Origin of the sequence: Streptomyces sp. NPDC013457, from assembly GCF_043089925.1 — a bacterium.
Classification (GTDB): Bacteria; Actinomycetota; Actinomycetes; order Streptomycetales; family Streptomycetaceae; genus Streptomyces.
This window is the reverse complement of the sequence record NZ_JBICBL010000010.1, coordinates 223,911-243,369: the sequence shown is the minus strand read 5'-3', so window position 1 is coordinate 243,369 and position 19,459 is coordinate 223,911. Positions and strand designations below refer to the sequence as shown.

Genomic DNA, 19,459 nt, shown 5'->3' with positions numbered 1-19,459 from the left:
GCCGCGGCGCGTGCCGCGGCTCCGCTCTCCAGGTCTCCCTGCTCGGTGAGGGATCACGAGCGACTTCTCGACGAGGGCGCCGAGTACGTACACCACGTCCTCGGCCGGGAGGGCGTCGTCGGCGCAGACTCCCTCGAGGGCGGCGACGGTGGCTCCGCCGGGGAAGAACGACAGCCTGCGGGCCAGAAGCCGTTCGGGCTCGTCGAGGAGGTCCCAGCTCCATTCGACGAGGGCGAGGAGGGTGCGCTGCCGGGGCAGGGCGGTGCGGCTTCCCGAGGTGAGGAGCCGGAAGCGGTCGTCGAGGCGGCGCGCGATCTGGTCCACGCTCATCGAGCGCAGCTTGGCCGCGGCCAGTTCGAGAGCGAGGGGCATGCCGTCGAGGCGGCGGCAGATCTCGACGGCGGCGTCCGCCGTGGCGTCGTCGAGCGTGAAGTCGGGTCGGACTCCGACGGCCCGGTCGACGAAGAGCCGCACCGCGGCCGCGTCGCGGGCCTCGGCCGTCTCCTGGGAGGGGTCCGGAAGGTCCAGCGGCCGAGCGGGCAGAGGGCCTCGCCGGTGATGGCGAGGGCCTCGCGGCTGGTGGCGAGGATCCTCAGCAGCGGCAGCCGTTCGAGGAGTTCCCCGGCGAGTCCGGCAGCCGCCTCGACGACGTGCTCGCAGTTGTCGAGGACGAGGAGGGCCTCGCCGCCTTCGAAGAGCTCGGCGAGCCGGTCGACGGGCGTCGCGCCCCCGCCGCGCACTCCGCCGTAGACGCGGCCGTCCTTGGAGCCGAGGGTGCCGAGCACCGCGTCGGCCAGCCGGCCCCCCGGGCTCACACGGGCGAGCGGCGCGAACCAGACCCGGCCGCGCTCGTGGGCGCGGTGGCGGGCCGCGGCCTCCAGGGAGAGCCGGGTCTTGCCGGCGCCGCCGAAGCCGACGACGGTGACGAGCCGGGAGGAGGACAACAGGGCGGCGACGCGGTCCAGTTCGCGGTCGCGGCCGACGAAGCTCGTCAGCCGGGCCGGAAGGCGGCTCGGCGCCGCGCTCTCGGAACGGCCGGCGGGGCAGGTCAACTCGCCTCGCAGGAGCGCCATATGGACGTCCTGGAGTTCGGCGGACGGATCGACGCCGAGCTCCTCGCCGAGCCGGCCGCGGATCTCCTCGTACACGGCGAGCGCGTCGGACTGACGGCCTGCGGCCGACAGCGCCTTCATCCGCAGACCGGCGATGCGCTCGCTCAACGGGCGCTCGGCACCGGCTGATTCGAGGTCGCTGAGGACCTCGGCGTACCGTCCGAGACGCAGTTCGGCCTCGAAGCGGTCCTCGGCCGCAGCGGCCCGCACGTCGTCGAGACGGACGGCGACGGTACGGGCGAAGGGGGCGTCCAGGACGTCGGCGAGCGCCGGACCCCGCCACAGAGCGAGGGCCTCACCGAGCCGTGCGGCGGCCTCGTCGGCACGCCCGGCCGCCAGTGCGCGCCTGCCGCGTGCGGCCAGCTCCTCGAAGCGGTGGGCGTCCACGTCCTCGTCGCGTACGACAGGCGGTAGCCGCCCGCGACGGACTCCAGCGTGGCGACGCCCCGCAGGGCCTTGCGCAGCCGGGACACCAGCGCCTGGAGGGCGTTGCCCACCTCGGCCGGGGAGTCGGCCCCCCACAGGCCGTCGACGAGCGTGTCCGCCAGCACGGGCCGGCCGCCCTCCAGGGCGAGCCGGGCCAGCAGCATCCGCAGCCGGAGTCCTCCGATGTCGACCGACGACGCGTAATCGGTCAGGGCCTCGACGGGACCGAGCAGGACGATCTTCACGACGGTGGTCTCCCCCGGGCGCAGCGAACCCCCGTCATCCTAGCGATCTTGACCGACCCGGGTCTCCCGGAATACCCACGCCTCACGACCACTTCGACACGGCGGGGCGGACCGTGGCCGGATCGACGTGTCGCGCGATGGATCACCGACGTACGGTGTGAGCCGGGGAGTTCGTGGAGCGGCGGACGGGAGGAGGGAGCGATGGTTCCGGGGACGGTGCAGCAGCTGACGATCCTGCTGGTCCTGGTGCTGCCCGGGGTCTTCTACCAGGCCGTACGGGAGCATCTGCGCGGGGCGGTCGCGGCGGAGCAGGAGCCGCAGAACCGGATCGTGCGGGCCATCGCGGCCGGGGCGCTCCTCGACGCCGTCTACGCGGTGGCCGCGGGCCCGTGGCTGGTGCGGCTGCTCACGGGGGACGGCCGGGGCCCGGTCGCCGGGATGCTCGAACGCCCCCGGGAGGCCGGTGTGGCCGCGTTGCTTCTCGTGGTCGTGGTGCCGTCGGGGATCGCCTGGGCGGAGGCGGTACGGGACCGGCGACGGCGGCGGGCGCGGTACGAGCCGACGCCGACGGCCTGGGACGCGCTCTTCCGCGACCGGGGCTCATGCTTCGTCCGGGCCCGCCTCAAGAACGGTCTGTGGGTCGGTGGTTGGCTGGGATCCGGATCGGCGGTCTCCGCGTACCCGCAGCCGGGCGACGTCTATCTCCAGTCGCAGTACCGGATGGCGCCCGACGGCACGTTCCTCGGGAAGGTCCCCGACACCGGCGGGGTCTATCTGCGGGCCGCCGACATCGACGTACTGGAAGTGCTGCTGCCGCCCTCGGCACGGTCGACACCGCCGGTCGCGCCGGAGCAGCGGACACGGGAGCAGAGGGAAGGAACGGAAGATGACGCAGCCTCACCGACCGTCGGATGAGCAGGACTGGGAGGACGTGATCGCCGAGTTCTCCGGGCGTCGGACGTACCGGCCGTCCGACGAGGCGCCGGAGCCCGACGACGTGCCGCAGGCGCCGTCGGGCACGGCGGTGGGCGACGGGGCGACGGCGCAGGACTGAGCCGCGTCGCCGCACCTCCGTCACGGCCCGGTGTGGATGTGCGCGGCCCACAGGTGCGGGGCGCGGGCGAGGCGCCGGCGCAGCTCGCGCACCGGGCGGTGCAGCGCCGTCGCGGGGTCGATCGGGCGGCCGCGCGTGAGGTCGTCGGCAAGGGCCGTGTACAGCTCCTCCGTCAGCCGGGTCGCCACCTTGTCCGCGACGGGCCACAGCGTGCCGATCACATGCGGGTACCCGGCCAGTTGGAACGAGGAGGCCAGCTGCACCGACTCGTCGGGCAGCGTGAGTCCGCCCTGGGAGGTGGAGCAGGCCGACAGGACGGCGAGGACGGCCTCGCGCGGGCGCTGCTCGGCGGCGTCGCGGACGGTGAGCCGCCCGTCGTGGAGGATCAGGCCGCTCTCGGACGGCCTGTCCGGCTCGCTGACCCCGTGGCAGCTGAAGTGGACCCACGGGTGGGCGGGCAGCGCCTGCCGCACCGCGTCGACCGTGGCGGCGGGACCGGCGAGTTCGAGGTGCGCCGGAAACAGCTTCCGCAGCAGCTTCGCCTCCTGGGAGGCACCGGGCAGGGACGGGGCTCCGGGGGTGTCCGCGAGGGTGACGATCAGCGGAACAGGCGTTGCCGGGGCGGTGCCCGAGGGCGCCTGCCGGGCGCGGTCCAGCGCGCGCAGCGTCGGGGTGTACGAGGAGACGACCCGGTCCATGACGCTCTCGCCGGCGCCCGGTCCCGACCGGGTTCCGGCGTCGGAGCGGCCCGCCGCGTGGAGGGGCAGCAGCGCCAGCCATCCGGTGGGGCACCACCACAGCCGGCTCCACGACGCGTCGTCGGGCGGCGCGGCGTGCAGGCCGAGACGGTGGAGGACCGGCTTCGCGACGGCGGTCCACAGCCACTCCAGGGTCTCCGACAGCGACCCCATCGCGGAGAAGGCCTGGCGGTTCCCCTGGTCGCCGTAGGCGTCGTCGACGGCCGTGAGGAACGCCGTGGCCCGGTCGAGGACGTCGGCCGGGGTGAGGGCGGGCAGCGGGACGACCTCGATGCCCCGGTCGGCGGTGACCACGAGTGCGTCGGAGCGGTACCGGCTGACGTTGACCACCACGACCGGGCCCCCGGAGGCCGCGCGGATCAGCTCCGTCACGCGCGGCGCGGCCAGGAAGTCTCCGAGGCCGGGCAGCCGGCGGATCCGGTCGAGGAGCTCGTCCCAGGTCCGGGCGAGGGAGTGCCGTGACTCGGCGAGCAGCCCGGCCTCGTGCCCGGTGTACGTGGGTTCGGCGGGTCCGAGACCGGTGGACGACGCGGGGCGGGGCGGTCCGGCGCTCAGGGAGTCCCGGACACGTTCGAACTCGGCGGCCAGGGCGGGGTCGGCCGTTCGCAGCCGGGAGAGGTCGCCTCGCGCCTCCAGGTTCTGGGCGAGCAGCACGCCACGCCCCTGTTCGAGGAGCGTGAGCGCCGCCTCCGGGTCGTCCTGCCGCAGCGCGAGCGCGGCCGCGTCGGAGGCGAGTCCCGTGCCGGCGACCAGCCGGTCCTCCTGGTCGGCGCGTTCGAGACCGCGCGGCGCGAGGCGGGGCAGGAGACCGACGGCGTACGTGTAGCCGCCGAGCGCCTCGGCGTCCTGGCCGGCCGCGACGGCCGCCTCGCCCCAGGTGCGGGCGGCGAGCAGACGCTTGGCCACGGAGGCGACCGGGTTCCGGGCGGCCTGCCGGGCGAGGCGGACGGCCTCGGCGAGCTCCTGCGGGCCGACGCTCGCGTCGGCGAGGCGGCTCCGCGCCAACTGGGTACGGGCCAGGACCCATTGGACGTGGGCCTGGTGGGGGTGGTCCTCGGGAAGCCGGTCGAGTGCCTCCCGGGCCGCCTCCGCCCCGCGGGCGAGTACGGGCGCGAGCGCCGGATCGGCCGGGTCCTCGGCCACCTCCGCGGTGATCATGCTCGTGGCGGCCAGGTTGATCAGGGCCACGGTCCGCCGGGGGTGGCGGTCGTCGAGCCCGGCGACGGCCTCCTCCAGGACGCGCCTCGCCTCGGCGAGCAGCCCCGGGTCCGTGGCGTCGCTCGGGCCGCCGAGTGCGGTGCGGTGCAGCAGGACACCGAGGTTCACGCGTGCGATGTCCCTGCCGTGCCGCTCGCCGTCCGCGAGGGAGACCGCCTCGCGCAGCAGCCCCGCCGCCTCGTCGGCGGCGGTCCGGTCGTGCGTGGCCTCGTACCGGATCCGTAGCGCCTCGGCGAGGTTGGAGAGGTGGGCGGCGCGCTCGAAGGAGGTCGGCGGGCTCTGCCGGACGGCGTGGCGCAGGACGTCCACGCCCTCGTCGAGCCATCGGCGGTCGCCGGTGAGCCGGGAGCGACGGGTGAGGGCGAAGCCCAGGTTGGTGAGGACGCCCGCCCGCCCCTTGTGGTCGGCCGGGACGACGGCGGCGGCTTCCCGCAGGATGCCGATCGCGGTGCCCATGAGCGTGTCGTCGGCGGTGTCGGCGGCCCGGCCGCACAGCGCGGTGCCGTAGCTGGTGAGAAGGGCGTGGCGCTCGCCGGGATCGTGGGGGCTCGCGAGCGCGGCGCGGTACTGGGCCAGGGCCTCGTCGCGCAGGTCCTCGTCGTAGGTGCGCAGGTGCAGTTCGGCGAGTGCGTTGGCGAGGCCGGAGCGGGCGCGCGCCTCGGAGGTGTGGCGTGTGCCCGTTCCGTACGTGTCGGTCCGGTGGGGGCCGGTCTCCTCGGCGACGGCGACCGCCTGGCGGTGCCAGTGGACGGCCTCTTCGAGCGGGGCGCCGTCGCCGGTGAAGCGGGAGAGGGAGCGCAGGGCGGCGCCCAGGCGGGAGAAGTTCTCGCCCCTGCCGGGTGTGGTGGGCCCCGAGATCCGTACCGCCTCGCGCAGCACGTCGACGGCCTCCGTGACGAGGCCGGAGTCCGAGCGGATCTGGCCGAGGTCCTCCAGGGCGTCGCCCAGGTTCCCGAGGCGGTGTGCGCGGTAGTGGTCGTCGGGTGCGGTCGCGGTGAGGGCGTCCCGGTGCGCCCGCACCCCCTCGGCCAGCAGCGCCTCGTCGGTGGTGAGGGCGCCGAGGCTCACCAGGGCGACGCCGAGGTTGGAGCTGGCCACCACCCTGTCGTGGCCACCGGGGTGCGCCGCGGCCGCCACGGCCAGGCGCAGGACGCGCACGGCCTCCGCGTGCCCGTCCGGGTCCCGCGTCGTGGTGGCGCGCTGCAGGTGGATGCCGCCGAGGGCGGACAGGTACTCGGCGCGTCGCGGGTCGTCGTCGCCCAGCAGGTCGAGGGCCCGCCGGATCAGGGCGATGCCCTCGCTCCGCTTCTCCTCGGCGCCCGGGTCGGGGGCGCCGTCCGCCCGGGCGCGGTCGGTGAAGCGCCAGGCGAGGGCGTGCCCGAGGGCGTAGGTCACGCCCGTCGTGTCCCCTTCGGCCGCCTCCGTGAGGGCGAGGGCCTCCCGGAAGGTCCGTTCCGCCTCCGCCGCGGCGGCTTCGGCGGTCTCCCCCGTCCCGTCCGCAGACGCGTCCAGGGTCCTGGCCAGTTCGAGCAGGACCCGGGCCCGTTCGGCCGACCGCGGCGGGGTGTCCGCGGCGAGCCCGCGCAGCAGAGCGAGCGGTTCGGCGAGCGCGCCGGACAGGCCGCCGAGCGCACCGGACGGTTCGCCGAGATCGCCCCACGGGCCGCCGAGCGCGTCGGCGCGCAGGCGCAGCAGGGCGGCGAGCTCCAGGGCGCGGCCCGTGTGGTGCCGGTCGTCGCTCCCGGTGGCGTCCAGCGCACCGCGTGCGAACCCGATCGCGGCCTCCAGCTCGGCGAGGACCCCGGTCTCGGCGTACCGGGAGCGCAGGACCTCGGCCAGGACGAACTGGGCGTGGGTGTGGGCCGGGTGACCGGGCGGGGCCGCGGCCAGGGCGTCACGCGCGGCGCTGTGCGCGTCGTCGAGGGCAGAGAGGTTCCGGGCGCTGACGGTGCTGCCGTTGAGGGCGTGGGCCAGGTTGGCGAGGTAGAGGGAGCCCTCGACGGGGTTGTCCGCCACCGCGGCCGCGCGTCGGCAGGTGGCGATGCCCTCCTCGTGGAGCGCGGTGCGGTCCTGCCCGCCGAGAGCGTCCCCGGGCGCCATCGAGAGGGTGACGAGCGCCATCCCGAGATCGTTCAGGTGGGCGGCCGGCGGCGGCTGGTCCGGGGCAGCGGCGGTGGAGCGGCGCAGGGCGTCCACCGCCTCGGGGAGGAGAGCGGGGTCGCGGAGCTGTGCGGCGGCGTTCAGCAGTGCGGTGCCCAGCAGGGCGAGGTGCAGGGCGTGGTGCGGATCGCCCGGTCGGCTCCCTTGCACGGTCCGGCGCAGCACGTCGACGCTCTCCCGCGCGACGGCGGAGTCCCCCGTGGCCTCCGCCGCGTGGTTCAGGACGAGCCCCAGGTTGCCTGCCCTGCGGGCCTGTTCGACCCGCTCACCGGGCGCTGCGGACACGGCGGCGCGGCTGTGCCGGACGGCCTCGGCGAGGATCTCGGGACCGCCGCCGTCCCGGAATCCGTACAGCATCGTCAGACCGAGGTCGGAGAGGCAGGTGCCCTGTTCCGCGCTGCCGTCGGGGAATCCGGCGACGGCGTGGCGCAGCAGCGCGGCCGCGGCGGGCAGCGGCCCGGGGTGGCGGTGGCGGGTGTAGAGGGCGAGGATTCCGGCGCCCGCCTGGTACGCGTCGCCGGGGTCCGCCTCCGCTCCGCCGGGCTCGCCCGCGAGCAGCGCGAGGACCGGGCCGAGGACGGGCGGTACGTGGGTGGGCGAGGCGCGGTGGACGTCGAGGAAGCAGAGGACGGCGGAGCCGAGGGCCGCCATGTCCGCGCCCTCGCCGGCGAGGTGGCGGCACCATTCGTAGTATCCGATCGCGTTGACGGCCACGAGCGGGACGTTCCCGTCCGGCAGCGTCCCGGCGCGGCGTATGTCGTCGGCCGTCGCGGCGGCCTCGTCGGTCAGGAACCAGCGCAACGCGCCGGGGTCGTGGTCGACCCGTAAGACCCGGTCCATCATCCGCTGAGCCGTCGCTTCGACGTTCATCGCTGGTCGCCGCTCCCCCGTCGGAGTTCTCGTCCTCGGAGGCCAACGTAGCCCAGCGGAGGGGGAGTTCCCCGGGCGACCACGGCTACGGAAGCCGGGCCGCCGCCGCGTCCAGCATCAGGTCCAGGGCGAAGGGGTAGCCGCTGCCGCGCATGTCGGCGGCGAGCAGCGGAAAGGTCGCCGCGATGTGCGGGTGGGTCTCCGGCGGCAGCCTCCCGTACGAGGCGCGCCACACCTCCTCGTCGGCCACGCGCGCGGGGTCCGGCAGGGCGAGCGCGGCGGCGTCCAGCGCCGCGAAGGCCAGGGCCTGGTCGACGAAGGCGTGGTAGAGCGGCACGGCCGTCGCGTCGGGGAAGCCGGCCCCGCGCAGGATGCCGAGGATCGTCTCCACCGCCGCCGTCTCGTGGGCGCGGCCCGTCGTCCGGTGTGCGGCGAGCAGCGCCGCCTGCGGGTTGGCGAGGTAGACGGCGTGGATCCGCAGCCCCATGTCGCGGAGGTCCGCCCGCCAGTCGCCGGTCGCCCGCCAGCCCTCCTGCGCCCGTCCGACGAACTCGTCGGCCAGGGCGAGCAGCAGGTCGTCGGTGTTGCGGAAGTAGCGGTAGAGGGAGCTGGGGTCGGCCCCGAGGGCGGCGCCGAGCCGCCGTACGGACAGGGCGTCCGCGCCGTGCTCACCGACGAGCCGCAGCGCGGTCTCGATGATCAGCCGTTCCGAGAGGACGGCGCCTTGTCTGGTGGGCCTGCGGCGCCGCCGCTGCCCTTCCGGGACCACTCGCTCGACCATGCGGCCACCTTATGACAACACCATTGACGTGTAAACGGCTCGCCCAGTTCCATGTGCGTTCACCAGGCACCCCTCCTTCTCCCGTTCTGGAGCATCCCCATGACCAAGGCCGATCTGGTCTTCACCCAGGGACCCGTCCACACCGGCGATCCCGCCCGCACCCGGGCGAGCAGTCTCGCCGTCACCGGCGAGCGCATCACCGCCGTCGGACATGACGAGGTGCGCGAACTCATCGGGCCGGGCACCGAAGTCGTCGACCTGCGGGGGAAGCTGCTCCTTCCCGGCTTCCAGGACGCGCACGTCCACGCCGTGTTCGCCGGGACGGAGCTGGCCGAGTGCGATCTGACCGGCACGGTCGGCGTCGAGGACTACCTGACCCGGATCCGGGAGTTCGCCGAGACCCACCCGGACCGGCCGTGGATCACCGGCGGCGGCTGGTCGATGGAGAGCTTCGAAGGGGGCCTGCCCACCCGGCAGCTGCTCGACTCGGTCGTCCCCGACCGGCCGGTCTACCTCGTCAACCGCGACCACCACGGCGCGTGGGCGAACACCCGCGCCCTCGAACTCGCCGGGCTCACCCGGGAGACCCCCGACCCCGCCGACGGGCGGATCGAGCGCGAGCCCGACGGCACCCCGAGCGGCACACTGCAGGAGGGCGCCACCGGGCTGGTCTCCCGGCTCGTCCCGCCGAGCTCCGCCGCCGACCGGCTCGCCGGGCTGCTGCGCGCGCAGAGGCTGCTCCACTCGCTCGGCATCACCGGCTGGCAGGACGCCATGCTCGGGATGTACGGCGGCCACCCCGACCCCTCCGACGCCTATCTCGCGGCAGCCCGCGCCGGGACGCTCACCGCCCGCGTCGCCGGGGCGCTGTGGTGGGACCGCGAACGGGGGGACGAGCAGATCGACGACCTCGTCACCCGCCGCAAGGAGCTGACCCACGGGCGGTTCCGGGCCGGCTCCGTCAAGATCATGCAGGACGGCGTCGCCGAGAACTTCACGGCCGCGATGACGACTCCGTACCTCGACGGATGCGGCTGCGCCACGGCCAACTCGGGGCTCAGCTTCGTCGACCCGGTCGCGCTGCGCTCGTACGTGACCCGTCTGGACGCCCTCGACTTCCAGGTGCACTTCCACGCGCTCGGCGACCGCGCGGTACGGGAGGCCCTCGACGCCGTCGAGGCCGCGGTGGAGGCGAACGGCCGGCGCGGCAACCGGCACCACCTCGCCCATCTGCAGGTGGTCCACCCCGACGACCTGGACCGGTTCGCCCACCTGGGGGCCATCGCCAACATCCAGCCCCTGTGGGCCGCGCACGAGCCGCAGATGGACGAGTTGACGATCCCGTTCCTCGGGCCCGAACGGACCTCCTGGCAGTACCCGTTCGGCTCCCTGCTGCGCGCCGGGGCCACCCTGGCGGCCGGCAGCGACTGGCCCGTCTCCAGCCCCGACCCGATCGCGGGCATCCATGTCGCGGTGAACCGGAAGGAGCCCGGCACGACCGACGAGCGGGTCTTCCTGCCGGAGCAGCGCCTCGACCTGGCCTCCGCCGTCGCCGCCTACACAGCCGGTTCCGCGCACGTGAACCGGCTCGACGAGACCGGCGCGCTGCTCCCGGGCATGCTCGCCGACCTGGTCGTCCTCGACCGCGACATCTTCACCGCGCCGCCGGAGGAGATCGCCGAGGCGCGGGTCCTGAGCACGTACGTCGGCGGCACGCCGGTCCACACGGCCTGACGGCACCCGGCGGCCCGCCGCCCTCACGCCCTCCCGTCACGGTCCGTCGGCCCTTCGCCATCCGGCCCGTCGGCCCGGCGCCCCGCACAGCCTCACCGAGCTCCACCAGCCCCACGCCGCTCCACCACCCCCACGCCGCTCCACCGCAGCCCCGCACCACACCGTGCTCCGCACCACGCTCCATCCCCCAGCGCCCGTCACTACACCCGTAAGGGGTGGGTCTCCTTGCGCATCTCCAGAGCCACCGCACTGCTCGTCTGCACCGCCGCCGTCGCGGCCGTCACCGCCGGCTGTTCCGGCGCGACCGGATCCGGATCCGGCGGCGGCGCCGCCTACACCGTCACCCCCACCTCCCCCGCCGCGAAGGGCGCGATCGGCGCGCTCACCTGGTCGCTGTACGCCGAGCCGTACACCCTCGACTACGCCCTCGCGTACGACTACCCGCCCAACACCGTGCTCGCCAACGTGTGCGAGCAGCTCCTTCGGGTCACCCCCGACCTGAAGATCGAGCCCGGGCTCGCCGTGAAGTACGACAACCCCGATCCGAAGACCTGGGTGTACACCCTGCGTCCGGGCGTGACGTTCCACGACGGCACGAGCATGACCGCCGACGACGTGGTCGCCTCCCTCAAGCGCCACATGGACCCGGCGACCGGCTCGCCCTGGGGGTCGGCGTTCCGGAACGTCGCCTCCATCACCAGCAGCGGTCCGCTGGAGGTGACCATCCGGCTCTCCCGGCCCGACGTCCTCCTCAACGAGCTGATGGCGGCCTCCCCCGGCACCGTCGAGAGCGCGGCCTTCCTGACGAAGGCCGGCAAGGACTACGGCGGCCCCAAGGGGAAGGTCAACTGCACCGGCCCGTACGCCCTGGACGGCTGGGCCCAGGGCGAGAGCGTCACGCTCAAGAAGTACCCGGGGTACTGGGACACCACCCTGGCCCCGAAGAACGACACGGTGACCTTCACGTTCGTCGAGGACCCGGCCGCGCGCACCAACGCCTTCCTGTCGGGCACGGCCGACGGCGGCTACATGGTGCCCGCCACCTCGCTGACCCAGCTGCGGTCCACCACGAAGGGGAAGGTGTACTTCGGCCCCAACACGGCTGCCGCCGACCTCTCCGTCCTCGACTTCAAGGGCCCGCTCGGCGACCTGAAGGTCCGGCGGGCGCTCTCCATGGCCCTCGACCGGAAGAACATCGTCAAGGCGGCGGCCGGCGGCGTCGGTGTCCCGGCGAAGGCGCCCACCGCACGCGGCGCGTGGGCGCTCGTGCCGGAGAAGACCGACGCCTACTTCGACGCCCTGCCCGAGCCGGTGTACGACGTGGCCGCCGCGAAGAAGCTGGTCGAGGAGGCCGGTGCCACCGGGCGGAGGATCACGCTCGTCACCAGTTCGCTCGCGCCGGAGATCAGTGTCGTCGCCAACGCCGTCCAGGCGGCGGGGCGGCAGATCGGGCTCGACGTCCGGCTGAGGTCCGTCGCCCCGGAGGCGTACAGCAGCATCTTCGTCGACCCCGAGGCGCGCAAGGGCCTGGACCTGGTCATCACCAACGGGTACGACAACACGCCCGATCCGCTGGAGTTCTACCAGTACCTGAGCACCGGCCATGTCGGGAACTACGGCAACTGGTCGAACGCCGAGTACGACGCGGCCTTCGACCGGGCGAACGCCGAGCCCGACCCGGCCCGCCGGGCGGACCTGACGGCCGAGCTGCAGAGGATCGCCGTACGCGAGCTCCCCGTCATCCCGCTGTACGAAGCCCCCTACTCGGTCTTCCTGGGCAGCGGGGTCACCGGCGCGCCCACCGGGATCGCGCAGCTGTACTACCCCTGGGCCGCGACGATCGGGGCCGCACGGTCATGACGCGCTATCTCGCGGGCCGGCTCCTCGGCCTGGTGACGGTCCTGCTCGTCACGTCGGTCCTGGTCTTCGCCGCCGTGCACCTCGCCCCCGGCGACCCGGTGTCCTTCCTGCTGCACGGCCGTCCCGCGACACCGGAGGCGGTGGCGGCACTGCGCAGCCAGTACCACCTGGACGACCCGCTTCCGCTCCAGTACGCGAAATGGCTGGGAGGTGTCCTGCACGGCGACTTCGGCCGCTCCGCGCAGTTCCACCAGGAGGTCGGCCCGCTCATCGGCTCGCGCCTGCCGGGCACGGCCGTGCTCGTGGGGTACGCGGCGCTGCTCGTCGCCGTCCTCGGGGTGTCCGCGGGCGTCCTGGCGGCGCTGCGGCCCGGGGCCGTGGACCGGACCGTGCTGCTCGGCACCGGTGTGGCGACGGCGACCCCCTCGTTCGTGAGCACCATCGCGCTCGTCTCGCTCTTCTCCGTCCAACTGGGCTGGTTCCCCGGCCCCGGTGGCACTCCGGAGGGCTTCACCGACCGGGTGTACCACCTCACGCTGCCGGCGTTCGCCCTGGCGATCACCTTCGCCGGGATGCTCGCCCGGGTCACCCGGTCGGCCATGCTCGACGAGATGGGGCGCGAGCACGTCGAGGTGGCGCGGGCGCGCGGGGTCGCGGGCGCCTCCGTGGTCCGCCGGCATGTGCTCCGCAACGCCCTGGGGCCGATCGTGACCGTCGGCGGCACGATGCTCGCCGGACTGCTGATCAGCACGTCGATCGTGGAGACCGCCTTCAACGTGTCCGGCATCGGTTCGCTGCTCGTGCAGTCGGTGACGGCCAAGGACTTCGCCGTCGTCCAGGCGATCACCCTGCTGAGCGTGACGGCGTTCGTCGTCGTCAATCTCGTCGTCGACCTGCTCGTACCGCTGATCGACCCCCGGCTGTCCGTCCACGGGGAGGCATCCCGATGACCACCACTGTCTCCCCCGCGCCGGGCGCGCTGCGCCGCCGCCCGGGTCTGCGCGCCCTGCGCGTCCTCGGCCAGGGGCCGCTCTTCACGGCCGCCGTCGTCGTGCTGGCCGGGCTCGTCCTGGTCGCCGTGCTCGCGACCGTACTCGCGCCGTACGACCCCGAGGCGCTCGACCTGTCGGCGAGCCTGGTGGGCACCGGCGGCGACCACCTCCTCGGCACCGACCAGTCGGGCCGGGACATCCTGTCGCGACTGCTGCACGGTGCGCGGACGGGACTGCTCGGACCGCTGCTCGTGGTCGGCGTCTCGACGCTCCTGGGCACCCTGCTCGGCCTGGTCGCCGCATGGCGCGGCGGCTGGGCGGACGTGCTGCTGTCCCGGTCGATGGACCTGGCCTTCGCGATTCCCGGGCTGCTGTTCGCGATCCTCCTCGTGGCCGTGCTCGGTTCGGGCATGACCGCGCCGGTGATCGCCATGGCGGTGGCGTACACGCCGTACGTGGGACGGCTCGTGCGGGGCATAGCCCGCCAGGAGAAGGCCCGGCCGTACATCGAGTCGTACCGCGTGCAGGGCTGGTCGGGCTGGACGATCTGCCTTCGGCACCTGCTGCCCAACATCGCCCCGACGGTGTTCGCGCAGTCCGCGATGAACTTCGGGTACGCCCTGATGGACCTCGCCGCGCTGTCGTTCCTCGGCTTCGGCGTACAGCCGCCCACGGCGGACTGGGGCGCCATGATCAACGAAGGCCAGGCGGCACTCCAGCAGGGGGCGATGCTGCCCGCGCTCGCGCCGTCGTTCTGCGTGGTCCTGGCCGTGGTGGCGTTCGGCATCGTCGGCGAGGGCCTCGCCGACCGGATCGCGAAGCGGGAGCGGTGAACCCCATGAACACCTCGAACCACACAGGTCCTATGGGGCCCATGGGTCCCAGGAACCCTACGAACCCCAGGGACAACGTGGGCCACGTGGATCCTGTCGGACTCACGAAGACGCGGCGGTCACCCGTGCTGGAGATCGACGGCCTGGGAGTCCGGCTGCCGGACGGGCAGGCGGCCCGGCCGCTCCTCGACGGCGTCACGCTCCGGGTCGCCGCGGGCGAGACCGTCGGTCTGGTCGGCGAGTCCGGCTCGGGCAAGTCGGTCGCGTGCCGCAGCGTGCTCGGACTGCTGCCGGCCAGGGCGCGGACGGCCGGCGCCGTACGGGTGGGAGGCGGTGACGTCCTGACGATGGACCGCGCTGAGCTGGCCAGGCTGCGCGCCCGGCGGGTCGCCATGATCTATCAGGACCCCCGCGCCTCCGTGAACCCGCTGCGCCGGATCGGCGACTTCCTCACCGAGGGCCTGCGTGCCGCCGGTACCCCCGCCTCGACAGCGCTCGCGCGGGCGGAGGAGCTCCTCGACGCCGTCGGCATCCGCGATCCGCGAGGCGCGCTGCGCCGCCACCCGCACCAGTTCTCCGGCGGGATGCTCCAACGGGTGGTGATCGCGGCGGCCCTGGCGGGCGAGCCGGAGCTGCTCGTGGCCGACGAGCCGACCACGGCGCTCGACGTCACCACGCAGGCCGAGATCATCGCGATCCTCACCCGGCTCCAGGCCGAACGCGGCACGGGTCTGCTCTTCGTCACCCACGACCTGGAACTGGCGTCGGCGATCTGCGACCGCGTGTACGTGATGTACGCGGGCCGGATCGTCGAGACGGCGGACACCGACGCCCTGTTCGACCGGCCGCTCCACCCGTACACGGCGGGGCTGCTGGCCTGCACGCCCCGGATCGAGGCCGGCGCCCCCGCTCCGCGCCCCATCCCCGGCCGGCCCGTCTCGCTCGCCGAGGCCCCGCCCGGGTGCGCCTTCGCGGCGCGCTGCGCCCACGCGCAGGCGCGGTGCACGGAGGAGACACCCGTACTGGCACGCCACGGCGACGGTCTGGCCGCCTGCCACCGCGCCGACGAAGGGATCACACGGTGAGCGGAACCACGAACGGCCCGGAAGAGCTGGTGGTGGAGGGGCTGCGCAAGCGGTACGGGGACCACATGGCCGTGCACGACGTGTCGTTCACCCTCGCGCCGGGCGCCTCGCTCGGCATCGTCGGCGAGTCGGGCAGCGGCAAGACGACGACCGTGCGGATGCTCGTCGGCCTGGAGCGGCCCGACGGCGGCACGGTCCAGGTCGGGGGCCGGGACCGCTCGGCGCGGGCCCGCGGCCGGGCCGAGCGCCTGGCGCGGGCCCGCGAGATCCAGATGGTCTTCCAGGACCCGTACCTCTCCCTCGACCCGCGCGTACCGGTGGCACGGTGTGTGGAGGAGGTGCTGCGCCTCCACGTCCCCTCGGACGCGGCGGCACGGCGGGTCCGCGTCGCCGAACTCCTCGACCAGGTGGGCCTCGGCGAGCGGGAGGCGGCGGCGCTGCCCGGCAGGCTCTCGGGCGGTCAGCGCCAGCGTGTGGCGATCGCCCGCGCGCTGGCGGCCGAGCCGAGGTTCCTCGTCCTCGACGAGGCGGTGGCGGCGCTGGACGTGTCGATCCAGGCGCAGGTGCTCGAACTACTCGGCCGGATCCGGCGCGAGACGGGAATCGGCTTCCTCTTCGTGACGCACGACCTGGCCGTGGTCCGGCACGTCACGGACGAGGTGATGGTCCTCAGGCAGGGCCGCGTGGTGGAGAGGGGCACCACGTCGGCCCTCCTGGACGCACCCGCCGACCCCTACACCCGCCTGCTGCGCGACTCGGTCCCCCGTCGCGGCTGGAACCCTGGGTCAGGAGGGCCGCTGCCTCACGACACGCCCGACTCCTAGGGGCATTGCCGAGGTTCAGCCCCCGTCGAGGCCGCGGTATCAGGTGATGCCGGCGCGGATGTGGGCGTGGATGTAGTGGTCGAAGGGATGGGCCTTCTTGCGGGACAGGTCGGGGTGCGGGTTCTGGAACTCGCCCCCGAGGAACTCCGGGTCGGCCGCGTACCAACGGTCGACGATGGTCGCCTGTTGTTCGATTCCGTACGCCGACCACGGCGTGCCCGGGTCGCCGCCGGGTTCGTAGGTGCTCTCGAAAATGCCCTGGCAGAAGTACGTCGTGGCAGGCCATCGGCTGGCCTGCCATACGTGCGTCAGTTCGTGGATCAGCATCTGCCCGCGCTCGGTGTATTTCCCGCCCTTGGCTGCCATCGGGTCGTCGAAGTCGTCGCCCAGATTGACCAAATACGAGCCGCCGGCACCTGGGACGACGAAGGCTCGATCGTCCAGCCCACTGAGGTTGGTCAGGATGATCTGCTCCCGATCGGGAAGCGTGGGCCCGAAGACCTTCGCGGCGAACGCCGCCTCCTCCTCGAACAGCGGCCGGTGATCGACAAGACCCTCGGCAGCAGCCCCCGCTGCCAGGGCCGGGACGATCGCCGCCGGGCCGAAGACCAGCAGCACGCCGGAGGCGATCGTCACTCCGACGGGCAGGGCCGGGAACGGCCAGGGCTCTCCCGCCGCCTCGCCGAGCTGGGAACCGATGACCAGCGCCGCGGCCATGCCTCCGGCGCCCGTGACGGCAGCGACGCCGACCACCTGGGCGACCGCCGTGGCGATGTCTCCCAGCGTTCCGAGGACCCCGTCCACTTCCCATTCCTTGCGGACCGTGAGCCGGGCATCGCGGGCGAAGGTGAGCCAGTTCTGCCGGATGGCCTCATTACGCCCGTCCTCTGCCCAGTTCTTCTGACGGTCGCCAGGGGTGTCTGTGCCGAAGACACGCCCCTGGTGCACCGCCAGGGCACGGAATCGACCTTCGCCACCCTCCACGGTGGGGTAGACGAGGAAGGAAAACGACGGGAATCCGGTGGCGCGCATGTGTCCGATCGAGCTGTATGTGCCGTCGCTGCGCAGGACCATTTCAACGCGCCCGCCCAGCGCCGTTTCGGTAGTGACGGGTTCGGCCATGCGCAGTTCGACCGGCACCTCGTCGAGGCGGCGCAGCACGTCGCGTACAGCGACGGGCTGTTCGACCCCGAGGCTGTCGGCGACTTCGCGGAGGCTGATGACCCGCGGGGCCGCGTAGAGGTTGAACCTGCGGAGACTCTGAGTCAGTGATGTCATGGCGTGCCTCGATTTGTCGGGCCGGCCCGACAAAGGCGGGCCCGGGACCCCCCAAGTGGGGAAGGGGCCTATGGACAGGGGAGCGTGACGGTATTGCTCCACAGAACACCCGTGAGATCGTTTCGGTCCGGTCGACTGTCCGTCGCCGAGATGTGCAACGGGAGACCGGATAGGCACGGAATGCTCTGGCGCATATGCATCTCCCCTGCGGAGTCGGCCGTTTGCTGGAAGTTTCGCTGCGCCAGATTGTCGTCGACCACTCGCACCGTCACGGTGGCATTGGCGGCGAACCGAGTGCCGTCGATGAGGAAAACAGCGGAATCGCCGGACCCTTCGGTCTCCACCCTGATCGCCGGGGGCTCCGGACGTACTCCATCGGGACGATTCTCAGGCTCTCCCACGACGTGGAGGCTGTCCAGGAACATGACGAGGTGGCGCGTGGAGATGGGTGCCAGCATATCGAGCCGGCGCACAAGTTGACGCACGTTTCCATCCGGCCTGTACTGAGGTAGCACTCCTCTGTCTCGGGCGCTGTGAATTGCCGTTCGCAGTTTTGGCATTTCGGCTGTCCCGTCACTCGACACGGATCTAGAACACAACGGTGATGGGCTCCGAGCGTCGCCCGCTGGAGCGGCGGCGCTCGAGACCTCGTTCGGACGTTCTCAGCCCAGGCCGACGAGGACCAGGACCATGCCGGTACCCGACGCCAGAGGAGTGAGGGCCTTGCCCAGGACCGCGCCGAACGCAGCTTCCCTGTCGGTAGCAGCCATGGTGTGCCCGGGAGTTGAGGAGGTCGTCAGCAGGTCGCCGACGCGAATGGAGCGCGATGAGGCGTCCGCGCGGCACCAGACCTTTCCGACGACGGCGATGGCTCGACGGCAGGCGCTCTCGCTGCCCGACGCGGGCGCCCGTCGGTCCAGGACGAGAGCCGGAACGCGGTCTCCCGCACCTGACACCACACCCGCCACACACGAGTCGTAGACCTGTGTGCAGGGTGCCAGCGCACCCTCGTCGTCGAGGACGACGACTGCGCCCGGGACCATCTCACCAGCGCCGTCTCTGTCTGCGACGTCGAATTGTTCGGCCACATCCCCGCCTGTGAGCACGAGATCACCTGTGACTTCAAGATCTCCCTCGAAGAAGCCGGCGAGGCGGCCTCCCCGGGCGTGCACACCGACGCCTTCCGCGCTGAAGCCGATAGTGCCGGTACCGGCACCCTTGTGCTCTCCCCAGACGCCACTACCGCCGGTGGTGCTCGTCGACTCCCCGTAAACCCCCACCCAGTTCTTGGACTTGCCTGCCGCGCCGGCACCGTTCTCAGCCTCGCCGAGTACTCCTTGGCCTTCCGTGCCGCTGTGCTTGCCGTACACGGCAGGGTTGAAGCGGCCCGAGGTCTCGCCGACCACACCGGCGCCGCCGGCGGAATTGGCGCCGTAGACCCCGGCGCCTCCGATGGTGCTGGTACTCAGGCCCTCGACACCGTGCCAACGTTCGCCCCTGCCCTGGACGCCTACGGAGTCTCCCCGCCCTCCGACTCCGACGGTTCGCTCGCCCGGGGTGGCAGTCCCTGTAATTGCCACGCTGTCGTTGCCCGTCACTGATTCGTTGATGGCCATAGCGGTTCCCGTCTGCCCGGGCCCGGTCAAGCGTGATCGGGCCGCGTCGGATGAGGTCCTTGCACGTGGATGAGGATCGATGTGAAGTGGGCGCGATGCGCTCCTCCTTCAACTCTCGTGCGCCAGGCGGAAAGGCGCAAACCGGGACGAAGGCACCCACACGGAGGCCAGAGGCCAAGCAACGCGGAGAAGCATCCGCACTGGTGTCGTCCGGGAGGCCCAAAGCGCCGGAACAGACGATCGCGATCGGACGCCGGCACCTGTGCCCATTCAGCTGCAGACGATCTGGTCCCAACAGTCGGACTTCTATGCGGTGTTCGTCGAACGTGGTGTCCATAGGACCTCGCGGGCCGCGGCAAACAGTTGATCGAGCAACTGGCACGGCGATCGACAGCCCACCGGTCGGCCTCAGCTCGGCTTGCGCCGGACGGAGATCCACTTCGCCGGGCTCTGGAGGAACGGTGTCCGTCCGAGTCCGCGACGCGACATTCGAGTCGAGCCCGGCGATCCGTGCCATCAGGGCGTGAACCCGCCGGGCGGGCCCTGGCGGCAACGCCCCCGGCAGCCGCGGGGAGTGCGTCCTCGTCGGACTTGCGCCGCGGTCACTTCCTCG

At 73.1% G+C, this 19,459-nt stretch carries 14 protein-coding genes; 8 read left to right on the top strand and 6 right to left on the bottom strand.

Features of this window, described 5'->3' with window-relative positions; all coding sequences use genetic code 11:
* Positions 1-326: 326 nt before the first annotated feature.
* Complete coding sequence (locus ACF1G2_RS26845; RefSeq protein ID WP_391800729.1) at positions 327-1,499, bottom strand: BTAD domain-containing putative transcriptional regulator; 1,173 nt, start codon at positions 1,497-1,499, stop codon at positions 327-329.
* Between the two features lie 485 nt (positions 1,500-1,984).
* Between ACF1G2_RS26845 and ACF1G2_RS26840 the strand changes: the two genes are divergently transcribed.
* Together ACF1G2_RS26840 and ACF1G2_RS26835 are read left to right on the top strand one after the other, a co-directional pair.
* On the top strand, positions 1,985-2,698 hold the full coding sequence (locus ACF1G2_RS26840; protein WP_391800728.1) for a DUF6338 family protein: 714 nt from the start codon (positions 1,985-1,987) through the stop codon (positions 2,696-2,698).
* On the top strand, positions 2,670-2,837 hold the full coding sequence (locus ACF1G2_RS26835; RefSeq protein WP_391800727.1) for a hypothetical protein: 168 nt from the start codon (positions 2,670-2,672) through the stop codon (positions 2,835-2,837). The genes ACF1G2_RS26840 and ACF1G2_RS26835 overlap by 29 nt, the downstream gene beginning before the upstream one ends.
* 20 nt (positions 2,838-2,857) lie before the next feature.
* Here ACF1G2_RS26835 and ACF1G2_RS26830 read toward each other — a convergent pair whose 3' ends face one another.
* Positions 2,858-7,843, bottom strand: a complete 4,986-nt coding sequence (locus tag ACF1G2_RS26830; RefSeq protein ID WP_391800726.1) for a CHAT domain-containing protein — start codon at positions 7,841-7,843, stop codon at positions 2,858-2,860.
* An 85-nt stretch (positions 7,844-7,928) separates the two neighbouring features.
* Positions 7,929-8,624 carry a TetR/AcrR family transcriptional regulator gene (locus tag ACF1G2_RS26825; protein WP_391800725.1) on the bottom strand — a complete coding sequence of 232 codons (696 nt, stop codon included), beginning with the start codon at positions 8,622-8,624 and terminating at the stop codon, positions 7,929-7,931.
* A 99-nt stretch (positions 8,625-8,723) separates the two neighbouring features.
* On the opposite strand from ACF1G2_RS26825, the gene ACF1G2_RS26820 reads away from it, so the two are divergent.
* The 6 genes from ACF1G2_RS26820 (at position 8,724) to ACF1G2_RS26795 (ending at position 15,952) form a co-directional block, all read left to right on the top strand.
* Positions 8,724-10,358 carry an amidohydrolase gene (locus ACF1G2_RS26820; RefSeq protein ID WP_391800724.1) on the top strand — a complete coding sequence of 545 codons (1,635 nt, stop codon included), beginning with the start codon at positions 8,724-8,726 and terminating at the stop codon, positions 10,356-10,358.
* A 225-nt stretch (positions 10,359-10,583) separates the two neighbouring features.
* Positions 10,584-12,218 carry an ABC transporter substrate-binding protein gene (locus tag ACF1G2_RS26815; protein WP_391800723.1) on the top strand — a complete coding sequence of 545 codons (1,635 nt, stop codon included), beginning with the start codon at positions 10,584-10,586 and terminating at the stop codon, positions 12,216-12,218.
* Positions 12,215-13,168: an ABC transporter permease gene (locus ACF1G2_RS26810; protein WP_391800722.1), complete on the top strand. Its 954-nt coding sequence runs from the start codon at positions 12,215-12,217 to the stop codon at positions 13,166-13,168. The genes ACF1G2_RS26815 and ACF1G2_RS26810 overlap by 4 nt, the downstream gene beginning before the upstream one ends.
* Positions 13,165-14,043 (top strand): ABC transporter permease, encoded by an 879-nt coding sequence (locus ACF1G2_RS26805; protein ID WP_391800721.1) that lies wholly within the window; start codon positions 13,165-13,167, stop codon positions 14,041-14,043. The genes ACF1G2_RS26810 and ACF1G2_RS26805 overlap by 4 nt, the downstream gene beginning before the upstream one ends.
* 86 nt (positions 14,044-14,129) lie before the next feature.
* Positions 14,130-15,128: an ABC transporter ATP-binding protein gene (locus ACF1G2_RS26800; protein WP_391800720.1), complete on the top strand. Its 999-nt coding sequence runs from the start codon at positions 14,130-14,132 to the stop codon at positions 15,126-15,128.
* 65 nt (positions 15,129-15,193) lie between these two features.
* Positions 15,194-15,952, top strand: coding sequence for an ABC transporter ATP-binding protein (locus ACF1G2_RS26795; RefSeq protein ID WP_391800824.1), 759 nt, complete (start codon positions 15,194-15,196; stop codon positions 15,950-15,952).
* 39 nt (positions 15,953-15,991) lie between these two features.
* Here ACF1G2_RS26795 and ACF1G2_RS26790 read toward each other — a convergent pair whose 3' ends face one another.
* The 3 genes from ACF1G2_RS26790 to ACF1G2_RS26780 form a co-directional block, all read right to left on the bottom strand.
* Positions 15,992-17,113, bottom strand: a complete 1,122-nt coding sequence (locus tag ACF1G2_RS26790) for a hypothetical protein (RefSeq protein WP_391800719.1) — start codon at positions 17,111-17,113, stop codon at positions 15,992-15,994.
* Positions 17,114-17,298: 185 nt separating this feature from the next.
* Entirely contained in the window at positions 17,299-17,715 is a 417-nt protein-coding gene (locus ACF1G2_RS26785; protein WP_391800718.1) for a hypothetical protein, read from the bottom strand.
* Positions 17,716-17,892: 177 nt separating this feature from the next.
* Positions 17,893-18,846, bottom strand: a complete 954-nt coding sequence (locus ACF1G2_RS26780; RefSeq protein ID WP_391800717.1) for a hypothetical protein — start codon at positions 18,844-18,846, stop codon at positions 17,893-17,895.
* Positions 18,847-19,459 lie beyond the last annotated feature (613 nt).